We start from the raw sequence: 13,462 nt of genomic DNA, 5'->3' as shown, positions 1-13,462 counted from the left end.
ATCCGCGTATTAATAGACATAAAATTAATTAGTTTTGACCGTGATCTGTAACCTTTTCAAAGGCTTTGCATCTAAACTGTAATTATGATAATCTTTAGGCTAATAGGCGAGAGTTTCCGTTTTGCATTTGATGCATTGCGCCAGAATAAATTACGCACCATGTTATCGCTTCTGGCTATAACGATCGGTATTTTTACCATTATAGCTGTATTTTCTGCGGTAGATACCTTTCGTGGAAAATTGCAGGCCAGTGTAGATAAACTAGGCTCTAACACCATTTATATTCAAAAATGGCCATGGAGTTTTGGTGATAATTATCCCTGGTGGAAATATATGAACCGCCCACAGCCATCTTTGAGAGATTTCGAAGCGCTGCGTGAGCGGATTGAAAATGCTCAGGGCGTTACCTTCGAAATATCGGCTAGTGATAGGGTAATCAAATATAGAAGTAACTCGGTTGAAGGAATTTCGGTTTGGGCGGCATCGCACGATTTTAATAAAACCTGGAATTTCGAGCTTCAGGATGGACGTTATTTTACTGAAAATGAAAGCAGAAACGGATCACCGGTTTGTATTTTAGGTTCTGACATAGCTGACGGACTTTTTAATGGAGATGCAGCAGTGGGTAAGCAGGTCCAGATTTTAGGGAGAAGGTTAAAGGTTATTGGTGTTTTTAAAAAAGAAGGGGAAGATATGTTAGGTACTTCTCTTGATAAAAATGTAAATATTCCCATCACTTTTGCAAAAGGTGTTTTAGATATTCAAAATGAGCGTTATGGACCCCAGATTACCGTTAGGGGTAATGATAATGTGAGTTTAGAAGAAGTTGAAAGTGAATTGAGAGGGTTAATGCGGTCCATCCATAGAATTAAACCAGGCAAGGAAGAAGACTTTGCACTTAATAAAACCACTATTATTTCTAACCAGTTAGATTCGATGTTTAAGATGGTAAATATTGCAGGTTGGGTAATTGGTGGGTTTTCGATTTTGGTTGGGGGGTTCAGCATTGCCAATATCATGTTTGTATCAGTTAAGGAACGTACCAACATTATTGGAATCCAAAAATCGCTGGGTGCAAAAAATTATTTTATCCTGTTGCAATTCATTTTCGAGTCGATCTCGCTTTGTATTTTGGGTGGTTTATTAGGGTTGCTACTGGTTTTTCTGCTTGCTCTGGTCATCGGTGCCGCAACAGATTTTCATATTATATTAGGTCTGAACAATATCGCCTTGGGCATTGGGATATCCATTATTATTGGCACGATATCCGGTTTTTGGCCAGCATATTCAGCATCGAGGCTGGATCCCGTTGAGGCAATCAGAAGCTAGAACAGTTTTCATTTATCATTTGCCGGTTTGCAGTTGAAGTGTCTTATTGTTCATAAATCTTATTGCGGTGGATTGACAGGAGCAAAGCACGAGCGGGGAGGAACAAAGAAGAGAAAGACGAGTAGCTCCGCTGAAGAAATACTGGCGATCATTTTAAAAAATAGATTAAATCGTCACGTGGTCAGTTTGACAAGAAACACTTAAATAAGTGCTCATTTTTATTGGTGTTATATGCTTAACTGTTTGTTTTACAAGTGTTTTTTTAGCACTTAAGTCAAATCATCTTTATCAATCAACACATTTTTTGGATTATCTCTAATAATCAATGTTTATGCCTCGTTGATTCTAAATCGGCGAGATCAAATCAAATTAAAACTCTTTTTTAAATTATTATTTTTAACAAGTCTAAATAATGTTAGATTTGCCGAAATTTCTATAATTCCATGAGGCCACTATATCTAAAATTTTTTGTCACAGCATTTATTTTACTTTTTACGGTTACCTTGTTTGCGCAAGCACAGCAAGGAACCATCAAAGGAAAAATTGTAGATTCGTTAGGGAACGGTATACCTTTCGTCAATGTACTGGTTAAGAAACAAAATCTTAAAACGACTTCTGATAAAAGGGGCGTATTTAAATTGAATGCTGTTTCTGCGGGTAATCAGCAGATTAAAGTATCGATTACAGGTTACAATCTGTTCGAACAAGTAGTGTCCGTTAATGCGAATGATACGGTTTCTGTTACATTTGTTCTAAAAGAACAAGCTGAAGGGCTAAATGATGTAATTGTTTCGGCAAGCAGAAGGCCAGAGTCATTATCACAAACGCCATCATCGGTAACGGTGCTTACAGCAAAAGAACTGAATACACAATCAGCAATTAGCCCAAACTTAGCCAATATACTCTCTTACAGCGTACCCGGATTGGGTTTTTCAACCAATCAAACAGGTAACTCTGGTCAGACTTTGCGTGGTAGAAATGTGTTGGTTTTAATTGATGGTATCCCACAATCAACGCCACTAAGGGCAGGTGGAAGAGATATCCGCAGCATAGATCCTTCTGTTATTGAGCGTGTTGAGGTGATTAAAGGTGCTACCGCGATTTATGGTAATGGTGCAGAAGGTGGTTTGATTAATTATATTACTAAAAAGGCCGACCAGGGAAAATCATTCGGAGGTTATTCTCAGGCCGGAATCACAGGAAACCTAAAAGGTGATAGTACTATTGGTTACCGTTTTTCGCAACAGCTATATGGTAAAACAGGTAAATTTGATTACATAGTAAATGGCATGTTTGAAAAAACCGGTGTTTTCCGTGATGCTGATGGTTTGGTTATTTCGCCGGAATATGGTTTAGGCGAAACCAGATCTTACAATGGTTTTGTAAAATTAGGTTATAACTTCACACCAAAGCAGCGTTTACAGCTCATGTATAATTATTTCAGTTCCAGACAACATTCTAAATACATCACCAAAGAAGGCATTTACGGACAGTCGCCCGCTATTGGGATCTATGGTACAAGATTAGGTGAAGATGAAGGTACAAGATTTAACCATAATGCCAATTTACAATACACCAATCAACAGATTTTTGGTAAAACTGATTTAACAGCCAACCTATATTATCAGGATTTCTATACCATTTATTCTAATTCGGCATCATTTTTCGGTGGCGGCCAATCGGCTATTACTTCTACCAAAAAAGGGGCAAGGGTAAACCTCAACACACCCTTTAATTTAACCGCTCAAGTACCGATGCAGTTAAACTATGGTTTGGATTTAATGAACGATAAAACCGCGCAAAGCTTAACTGATGGTCGGTTATGGGTGCCTGATATGAATATGGTAAATTTTGCACCTTATTTGCAGGCTTCAGCAACATTAATTAATGATTTAACCATAAAAGGAGGCTTAAGGGTAGAAAATATCAACATTGATGTAGACGATTTTAATACCCTGGCTACCGGTGCAAACGGTGCGGGAAGTATAGCGGTACAGGGCGGCAAATTAAACTATAACGCTTTAGTATTTAATGCCGGTGCACGTTATTCAAAATTCAAATTTTTTAATCCTTTTATCAGTTACGCACAGTCGTTTTCGGTATTTGAGTTAGGAAGGGTGTTAAGAGCGGCAAAAAGCAATACTTTATCGCAACTGGAAACCAAACCCATCATCGTCAATAATTATGAGGCCGGTTTTAGCAGTAGTATAGATAAACTGAACTTTAGCGCAGCTTATTACTACAGTACTTCTAAACTGGGTGCCAATCTGTTAGAAGTAAATGGTACTTATATTTCTCAACGGATCCCTGAGCGTGTATACGGCTTTGAAATTCAGGCTGATTATCAATTACTAAAAGAGTTGAGCATTGGTGGTAATTATGCGCAGGTAGAAGGAAAAGGAGATGTAGATAATGATGGTGATTTTAATGGAGAAAAAGATGTGTATTTGAACACCACGCGTATCCCGCCATCAAAAACTACTGTTTATTTAAAATATTCAGGCATTAGAAACTTAAGTTTGGATGTGAACTGGATGCGTGTAGGAAACCGCGACCGTTTTAAAACCAACGCTGCGGGTAAATATTTAATTGGAGAGGGACCGGTAAAAGCATTCAACTTATTTAACGTAGCAGCAGTATACCAGGTTACACAACCATTGAAATTATCTTTAGGCATAGAAAACCTGTTGAATAAAGTTTATTATCCGGCTATTTCTCAGTTTTATGGCAGCAATGTAAATTATGTGCGTGGTAACGGACGCCGGTTTAACTTATCGCTGGGTTACGCTTTTTAAGCAATGAAAAACAGGAAATTTAAAAATACCATCAGGAATATCCACCTCTGGCTCGGCCTGGCAACCGGCCTGGTGGTATTTATTATTAGTGTTACCGGTGCGCTGTATATCTTTGAAGAAGAGATCAGGGATTTTACGCAAAAAGATTTTCGGTACGTAAGGCTTCAGGATAAGCCTTTTGTGGGTTTAGATAAAGTGATTTCAGCATTTGAAAAACTTTCATCTAGAGATGAACTCAGGCTGGTAAGGATAGAAGATGCGCAGCCAAATGCGACAGTGGAAATGACCAGTAAAAAGGGTAAGGTTTACTATTTCAACCCTTATGATGCTACTCTAATCAAAAAAGGAGGAGAAGACTGGCTACAGGTAGTAGAGCATATCCATATTTCGTTGTTATTGGGTAAAACAGGCAAGTTCATCATCCAGTGGTCGGTAGTTATTTTTGTAGTGATGCTCATTACCGGACTGATCCTTTGGTTTCCTGGCCAAATGCGTTTGTTAAAACAATCGTTCACGATTAAAAGAAAAGCTTCATTTAAACGGCTCAATTATGATTTGCATAATGTATTGGGTTTTTATGCATCTTTTGTGCTCTTGATTACCGCTTTAAGTGGTTTGTACTTCGCCTTTAAAGAAGTAAAAAATGCGGCCAGCTTTTTCACCGGGAGTAAGTTGGGGCAGGGCAAAGCGATCGTTTCGGCCAAACCCACAACTATAGATCCTATACCTGTACGCTACAATAAAATATATACCGAGGCCAAACTTAAGTATCCCGGTGCGATATCTACCAGTCTTTCGCTTCGGGGTAAAGGAGAATTAAGGTTAAGGATGATTTATCCGTATCGATGGGCACGCAAGCAAAATACCTTTTTTTATGAGCAAGCTACCGGTAGAATGATCAGGGCCAAACTGTTTAAAGATTATAATGGGGCCGATTTAATAGAGGCCACCAATTACGATCTGCACACGGGAAGGCTTTTTGGTCTTCCACATAAAATTCTTTCGCTTTTAGCGGCGTTGGTTGCAGCCAGTTTACCAATAACGGGATTTATGATCTGGAGGCAAAAACAGAAAAAGCGTAAAAGAAAATAACAACAGCTCGTTTCTAAATGAAGTATAATCCGGTAGGCAGAAACTGGTTGCTTTGCCTAATAATTCGCTGAAAATGATTTAATCATTTTGTCAAAAAAACTTAATCAGGTGTTAAATGAGTCTATGCCTGAAGAATAATGGCGATCATGATCTCTAAAAAAGATTTACCGAAAACCGATTTTTGTTCCATATGTAAGAATGGCAGCCGCACTAGCTACCTTTAAAGGGGCTCAGCTATCGATTTTTGATAGAAAACAAAAACAACGTTTTCCTGAAATAAAAGAATTAAAACAAATCATTCGTGATGAGGTTAATCCCACGAAAAACCTTGGTCATTCTGATGTGAGGTAATTACGGCGTAATCTTTAAAAGCCCCAGATGCTTGATTGTTCATCGAACATAGAAAACACAGGTTAGCCTGGATACTCCTGTATTAATGTATTAAAAATCTTGCGCTTTAAGCTATTTAATACTAAATCATAGCTGCTGATAGTGTGTGAAGAAAATACGTATATTCGTTCCATACCAAATAATACCACAGTACTGTTTTCTCTATGTTACTTCTAAATAAAAAAACTGCCTGCTATATACTTATTTTGTGGATGGCTGCAGGTATTTGTTTTGCCCAGTCTTCAGCTATTCCTTTAACTTACCTGGGAGTAGAAAACGGCTTGTCTAACAATGTGGTAAATTCTTTGTATTTAGATCATTATGGTTTTATGTGGATGGGTACCTATGATGGGTTGAACCGTTATGATGGCTATCACTTTAAAGTTTTCAGAAATGGATGGGAAGATGAACATTCGCTGATCAATAACCATATTACGGTATTAACAGGAGATAGAAAAAACAGGGTATGGGTGGGTACGCAAAAGGGAGTCTCATATTATGATTATGCCGATTCCAAATTTCATCACCTCGTTTATTTGGATAGGGGCAAAAAAAACGAAGTAAGTTATGCCGTCAATTCCATTGCCATAAGTGAGGCTTCAACAGTTTATGTAGCCACCGAGGAAAAGGGCCTGTTTATGCTTAAAAAGAACAGTGGTGCAGCAGAAAGGATCCCGTTTGTTAAAAATTTTGATTTTACGGTAAAAGCGTTGTATCTCGATAAAAATCAAACCCTTTGGCTTTTTATAAAGGATGTTGGCCTTTGTAGATATGATCACGGTCAAAACACCATCCGTTTAGTAACCAATGTCATACGTTCCGTAACTTGTATTACAAAAGGAACCGACCAGATGCTCTGGGTTGGTACAGAACGTGGCCTCTTTCAGTTAGATAAAGCCAAAGGTAGCCTTACCAGGTTTAGCGGGCATTTAAGTGACGAAAATATCATGAGTTTATTGTTGGATGAAAAACAAAAGCTTTGGATTTCAACTGATGGCGGAGGAATTACTATTTACGATACACAAAACCATAAAACGGATTACCTGACTGCAGGAAAAGAAAAAGGTTTGCTCAGCAGTAATTCGGTCGCCCAGGTTTACGAAGACGGGGAATCCAGAAAATGGATTGCAACCTTACGCGGTGGTGTTAATGTTATAGATCCTGAAAATGAACAGTTTACCACGATTAAAAATGATCCGTTAAATAGAAATTCATTAATTAACAACTTTGTACTTTCCTTTAGTGAAGATGAGCATAAAAACATATGGATCGGTACCGATGGAGGTGGCCTGAGCATTTGGGACCAAAAGCAAAATAGATTTATCAATTATACTAAAACGAGCGATCCAAATTCCTTAACCAGTAATTTTATTACCAGTATTTTAAACGACGCAGACCATAATGTATGGGTAGCCAGTTTTAGCGGAGGAATAGACCGTTTTAATAAAGCAACGCAGAAATTTGTTCATTATAATTGTTTTAATACCTACACATGCGTTGATGACATTAACATCTGGAAGCTTTATCAGGACAAGCAACACAATATCTGGGCAGGTACAACGAAGGGCGGTGCATTGTACCGTTACAATAAAAACATCGATAAATTTGAGCTTTTTGATCACAAATTAAAGGATATTCATACCTTGTTCCAGGATTCGAAAGGCAGGCTTTGGGCAGGAAACTATACTGAGCTGATCGAAATTGACCCGATCCACAAAAAACATCGTTATACCAAGATCAACTATGCCATCAGGGCTATTCAGGAAGGATTGAACAATCAACTATGGATCGGTACAGAAGGTGGAGGGTTATTGCTTTTTGATCCGGAAACGAAAAATATAAAGCGATACCTTCAGCGTGATGGATTGCCAGGTAATTCAGTGCTTAATATCCTTCAGGATAATCAAGGTAACTTATGGTGCAGTACTTACAATGGTCTATCCAAATTTGAGATTAAACGCCATAATTTTAAAAATTACTATGCCACTGATGGTTTGCAGAGCAACCAGTTCAACTACAATGCAGCGTTAAAGCTCACCAATGGTAATTTGTTATTTGGTGGGATTGGTGGCTTTAATCTTTTTTCTCCCGATAAAATCAAGAAAAGAAGAAGGATACCTAAAATGGTGCTGACAGATTTTAGGATCAACAATATTTCCCTCGATCAGGATTCTGTCTATAACGATATCTCTATCGTTAATTTAGCCAGTATAGAAATCCCATTTAGTGCTGCTGTCATTTCTGTTGATTATGCGGCCATAGAATTCTCTTTTCAGGATCAAATTTCTTATGCCTACTACCTGGAGGGCTGGGATAGAGACTGGAATTATGTAAATAAATTGAGCACAGCTTATTATTCGAGGTTAAACGAGGGTGAATATAAACTGCACATCAAGAGTACGGATACCGAGGGAGCATGGAGCAACAACGAAAAAATTGTATTGATTAAAATTTTGCCGCCCTTGTACCGCACCTGGTGGGCATATACCATTTACCTCATCATAGGCTCCTCGTTATTTTATCTTTTTCAAACCTATCGCAACCGGCAGAGGAGATTAAAACATGAAGTAGAGCTTACCAACTTTAAAATGGAGCGTGAAAAGGATCTGAATGAGAAAAAGCTGAATTTCTTTACCAATATTTCACACGAACTAAGAACACCTCTAACCTTGATCGTTAATCCGATTAAAGATATTATAAACAAAAAAGAACCGGGACAAGAGCGTAACGACTTAAGCGTAGTTTATCGAAATTCGAGGCGTTTACTAAGCCTGGTAGATCAATTATTACTTTTTAGAAAGACGGAAAGTGAAAATGATGCTTTAAAAATTGTGAAGATTAACCTGGCCAAATTTACAAAGGAAATTTTCCTTTGTTTCAATTATCTGGCCAAGCAGAACCAGATTGAATATAGTTTTGATTGCGAGGAAGAGGAACTGGATATTTATGGGGATAAAGACAAGCTTGAAATTGTTTTTTTTAACTTACTCTCTAATGCATTAAAATTTACGCCTAAAGGTGGATTTGTGAAATTCAGTGTTAAAACTGTTGGCATGCGTGTGCATATCGAAGTGAGCGATAGCGGCCCGGGGATACCTAAACATGTGGGTGAAAAACTGTTCGACAAATTTTATAAGGTAATGTCGAACGAATCACTAAAAATGGGTTTTGGCATCGGACTTTATCTGGCCAAAAACTTTGTAGAACTGCATAAAGGAAAAATTTCGTTTCGCTCCAACCAGGGTTCGGGTACTATATTTTTGATCGATATCCCGTTTGGAGAACCAAATTCACAACATGGTGGTATTTTGCAAAATGAATTAACCTATGTGAATGAACTCATTGCACAGGAAGAAGCAGAGGTAAATGATACCGAGAGCGTTGGTAATCTCGAATTGCTCATTTCTGATCTACATTCAATTCTGGTTGTTGATGATAACCCTGAAATTATTGATTATATCAAACAGATTTTTCAGGATACCTTTAAAATTTACAGAGCCGAAAACGGTACGGAGGGTTTAAAAATTTGTAAAGAGTTTTTACCAGATATCGTGATATCTGACGTAAACATGAGTGGCCTCAACGGTATTGAACTTTGTAAGGCCATCAAAGAAGATTCAGCCTTGAGCCATATTCCTGTAATACTGCTCACCGGCGATCCCAGTCCTGAAGTAAAACTTAAGGGCATTGAAGTGGGGGCTTACGATTTTATTGGTAAACCATTTGACAAGGAGCTTTTTACGGCAAAGATTAAAGGCATTATTAAAAACCGAACCAATCTTCAATCATATTTTTATAACGAAATAACGCTAAAAAGTGATGTTCATAAAGTATCACAGGAAGATAAGGGCTTCCTTCAAAAATGCATCATGATTATAGAAGAAAATTTGATGGAAGACAGTTTCAATGTAAAAACACTTGCATCTGATCTTGGAATGAGCCATTCAAATCTCTATAAAAAGATCAAAGCTACTTCCGGTCAATCCATAAATGGGTTTATCCGCTTTATACGGCTAAGAAAGGCAGCCGAATTGTTAATCAATACCAATCTAAATATTAACGAAGCGGCCTTTAGAGTGGGTATCAATGATAGCAAATATTTCAGGGAGCAGTTTCAGAAATTGTTTAAATTAACACCATCTGAGTTCGTAAAGAAACATCGTAAAAGTTTCCATAAATATTATAATATCAATGGAACAACATAAAAGTTACGTTTTTTTTAGTTAAAAGGGTGTTTAGCTTAAAACGCCCCCTGCAAAATATGATTTAGCCCCCCCTGTTAAGCTTAAAAATTTCGGTACTTCGGGTTTGCCAAACAATAAGAAACCGGTCAATTTAACCTAGTAATGTATCAGTCCTTAATTAAGAGAATGTTTCTGCTTTATGCATTCATCAGCATCGGAATGATGGTTGCTGCGCAGGAAACAAAATTGAGTACTATTGCTGATAATGGCTGGGCAAGTAATTCGGTAAATACAGTGATTTTCAGAAAAAATGCTTTAATCACCTTTAAAGGTATCCAATATGCTGCCTATTATGATCATGAGCAAAATGTAGTATTGGCTGAACGCAAAGTTGGCGCTAGCCAATGGACTGTAGTTACAACACCTTATAAAGGTGATGCGACCGACGCGCATAAATCAATCAGTATCATGGTAGATGGAGACGGTTTTCTTCATATTGCCTGGGGCCAGCATAATAATAGCCTAAATTACGCTAAATCTACTTCAGCAGGTTCGCTAACTTTAGGAAATATGGAAAGAATGCTTTCCTTAAAGGAAAATAAAGTAAGTTATCCGGAATTTTATAAACTAGCTAATGGCGATCTGTTATTTTTTTACCGCGATGGAGGCTCCGGGAACGGAAATTTGATGATTAACCGTTATCACTTAAAGACTAAAAAATGGACACGCGTACAGGACGGAATGATTGATGGAGAAGGACAGCGAAATGCCTATTGGCAGGTTGCGGTAGATCAGGCTGGAACCATCCATTTATCGTGGGTATGGCGCGAAAGCCCGGATGTGGCCAGTAACCACGATTTATGTTATGCTAAATCAACCGATGGCGGCACCACCTGGTTAAAATCTACAGGAGAGAAATACACGCTGCCCATTACAGCAACAAACGCAGAATATACAGTTACGATTCCGCAGAAAAGCGAACTGATTAACCAAACATCAATGTTTGCTGATTCAAAAGGGAAGGTATTCATTGCTGGTTATTGGCGGGGAATGAACGAAACCGGCCCTCAATATCACCTGGTTTTTAAAACAGATTCCAGCTGGAAAGTGAGCAACCTGAATTTTAGAAAAACTACTTTTAGCCTAAGTGGCACCGGTACCAAGGCGATTCCAATTTCTAGACCGCAGATTGTTGTTTGGGATAATGGAAAACATTATGCTGCTGGTTTATTGTTTAGAGATGCCGAACGCCAAAATGTGGCATCTATTGCGTTAAATAACAATCTTGAAGCAGATGACTGGACAATCAAAGACCTTACTCAAACTCCTTTGGGCGATTGGGAGCCTACTTATGACACCGAACTTTGGAAAAACAAAAAGATATTGAGCCTATTTTTACAAAATGTTGTCCAGATAGATGGAGAAGGAAGGGCAGATCGGTTGCCAACCCCGGTGCAGGTATTGGATTGGAAACCTGGAAAATAAATTAATTACACGAAATGAAGTATTCAACAAAATATCGTATTTTTTTATTGCTGATGTTTTTATCAGGCAAAATCATCGCTCAGCCTAAAAAAAATGCCAGTCACCAAACTGGAAACAAAGAAAATATAGCTTACTTATTCACTTACTTTACCGGTAATGCAAAAGGAGAGGAAGCTATTCGTTTCGCAGTAAGTTCAGATGGGTATCACTATAAGGCCTTGAATAAAAATAATCCTGTCATTTCTTCAGAAAAGATCAGCAGCACCGGTGGCGTACGCGATCCGCATATTTTGCGTGGTGAAGATGGCAAAACCTTTTATATGGTAGCCACCGATATGGTTTCTGCCAATGGCTGGGATTCGAACAGGGCAATGGTTTTATTGAAATCAAAAGATTTAATCCACTGGACATCTGCGGTTGTTAATATTCAAAAACGTTTCCCTAATAACCAAAACCTGCTACGTGTTTGGGCACCGCAGACCATTTACGACAAGGCGGCCAAAAAATATATGGTTTATTGGTCGATGAAACATGGCGATGAGCCTGATAAAATTTATTATGCTTATGCCAACGCCGATTTTACCGATCTGGAAACTGCTCCAAAGCAGCTGTTTTTTAGTCCCACCAATGGCTCTTGTATCGATGGAGACATTATTTACGATAAAGGCAAATACAATCTGTTTTTCAAAACGGAAGGAAATGGCAATGGCATTAAAAAGGCAGTTTCAAATAAGCTAACAGAAGGATACGTATTACAGGATAAATACCTGCAGCAAACCAAAGAAGCTGTAGAAGGTGCCGGCGTATTTAAGCTGAACCATAGTGACGTGTATATCCTGATGTACGATGTTTACATGAAGGGACATTATCAGTTTACCAAAAGTAAAGACCTGAACAATTTCACAGTAGTAGACCAGAATGTAACAATGGACTTTCATCCGAGGCATGGTACTGTTTTGCCTATTAATCTGCAAGAGTTAAACCGTCTTCTTAAACAATGGTATACGGTTGAATCTGTGCTACAAACTGCAAAAAATAAGGAAATTAGTAGAAATAATATCGTTATTGACAGTGTAAACCGAAAACTTTATCTGCCTGTAAATGATGGTACAGATTTAAAGGCTTTCGATCCTCAGTTTGATACTTTTGATAAAATCAATATCGTGCCGAAAGGCAAAATAGATTTTTCAAAAGGTCCGGTAGAAATTAAGGTAACTATTCCAGGTCAGCACACTAAAACCTATGCCGTAACTGTTGCCGTGGCAAATAACCCTGTATTAAAAGGCTATTATGCTGATCCTGAAATTTTATATTCCAATAAAACTGCTAAGTATTATCTCTATCCAACCAGTGATGGCTTTAACAATTGGAGCGGTACTTATTTTAAGTGTTTCTCATCAACAGATCTGGTGAACTGGAAAGATGAAGGCAAGATATTAGACCTTGAAACAGATGTATCATGGGCAAAAAGGAACGCCTGGGCACCAACCATTATTGAAAAGAAAGTAAATGGAGCATACAAGTATTTCTATTACTTTTCTGCCGCACAGAAAATTGGCGTCGCAGTTTCCGATAATCCAGCCGGTCCGTTCAAGGATTGTGGAAAAGCGCTGATTGCAAGCAGGCCAAAGGGTGCCAGAGGTGGGCAGGAGATCGATCCCGATGTATTTAATGATCCTAAAACCAACAAAAGTTATTTATATTGGGGAAACGGCTATATGGCAGTTGCGCCCTTAAATGATGATATGATTTCGGTTGATACCAGTGCCGTTAAAATTATAACGCCAGATAATACTTTTAGGGAAGGTACGGAAGTATTTTATCGAAATGGCAAATATTACTTTTTATGGTCTGAAGATGATACCAGAAGCGAAAATTACAGGGTAAGATATGGCTTTTCGGATTCACCGACAGGAAAAATGACCATTCCTGAAAACAATCTGATTTTAGCAAAAGATGTAGCCCAGCAGATTTATGGCACGGGGCATAACAGTGTAATCAAAGTAAATGGCAAAGACGAATGGTATATAGTTTACCACCGCTTTACCCGTCCGAAAGGAATTTCAATGGGAGATGCTGCGGGATTTAACCGTGAAGTTTGCATCGATAAAATGGAGTTTAATGCTGATGGAACCATCAAACCGGTAAAACCAACAGTAGGTGGCATTAAACCAATACGTTAATGGT

Annotated in this window: 7 protein-coding genes; all 7 read left to right on the top strand. The window is 38.2% G+C overall.

Annotated features, from left to right (window positions below; all coding sequences use genetic code 11):
* The first annotated feature begins 84 nt into the window (after nucleotides 1-84).
* The 7 genes from ACIQXP_RS14700 (at nucleotide 85) to ACIQXP_RS14670 (ending at nucleotide 13,458) form a co-directional block, all read left to right on the top strand.
* On the top strand, nucleotides 85-1,329 hold the full coding sequence (locus ACIQXP_RS14700) for an ABC transporter permease (protein ID WP_387505821.1): 1,245 nt from the start codon (nucleotides 85-87) through the stop codon (nucleotides 1,327-1,329).
* A 443-nt stretch (nucleotides 1,330-1,772) separates the two neighbouring features.
* On the top strand, nucleotides 1,773-4,124 hold the full coding sequence (locus ACIQXP_RS14695) for a TonB-dependent receptor (protein ID WP_387505820.1): 2,352 nt from the start codon (nucleotides 1,773-1,775) through the stop codon (nucleotides 4,122-4,124).
* 3 nt (nucleotides 4,125-4,127) lie between these two features.
* Nucleotides 4,128-5,216 (top strand): PepSY-associated TM helix domain-containing protein, encoded by a 1,089-nt coding sequence (locus ACIQXP_RS14690; RefSeq protein ID WP_387505819.1) that lies wholly within the window; start codon nucleotides 4,128-4,130, stop codon nucleotides 5,214-5,216.
* Between the two features lie 198 nt (nucleotides 5,217-5,414).
* The gene (locus tag ACIQXP_RS14685; RefSeq protein WP_387505818.1) at nucleotides 5,415-5,567 is read left to right on the top strand and encodes an Rdx family protein; all 153 of its coding nucleotides are present in this window, start codon (nucleotides 5,415-5,417) and stop codon (nucleotides 5,565-5,567) included.
* Between the two features lie 251 nt (nucleotides 5,568-5,818).
* Nucleotides 5,819-9,811, top strand: coding sequence for a hybrid sensor histidine kinase/response regulator transcription factor (locus tag ACIQXP_RS14680; protein ID WP_293741329.1), 3,993 nt, complete (start codon nucleotides 5,819-5,821; stop codon nucleotides 9,809-9,811).
* A 165-nt stretch (nucleotides 9,812-9,976) separates the two neighbouring features.
* On the top strand, nucleotides 9,977-11,275 hold the full coding sequence (locus ACIQXP_RS14675) for a BNR repeat-containing protein (protein ID WP_391527782.1): 1,299 nt from the start codon (nucleotides 9,977-9,979) through the stop codon (nucleotides 11,273-11,275).
* Nucleotides 11,276-11,289: 14 nt separating this feature from the next.
* The gene (locus tag ACIQXP_RS14670) at nucleotides 11,290-13,458 is read left to right on the top strand and encodes a glycoside hydrolase family 43 protein (protein WP_387505816.1); all 2,169 of its coding nucleotides are present in this window, start codon (nucleotides 11,290-11,292) and stop codon (nucleotides 13,456-13,458) included.
* The last annotated feature ends 4 nt before the right edge of the window (nucleotides 13,459-13,462 follow it).

The sequence above is a fragment of the Pedobacter suwonensis genome (assembly GCF_044762335.1).
Lineage (GTDB): Bacteria > Bacteroidota > Bacteroidia > Sphingobacteriales > Sphingobacteriaceae > Pedobacter.
Note: the sequence above shows the minus strand (reverse complement) of the source record. Positions and strands in the feature narration are given on the sequence as shown.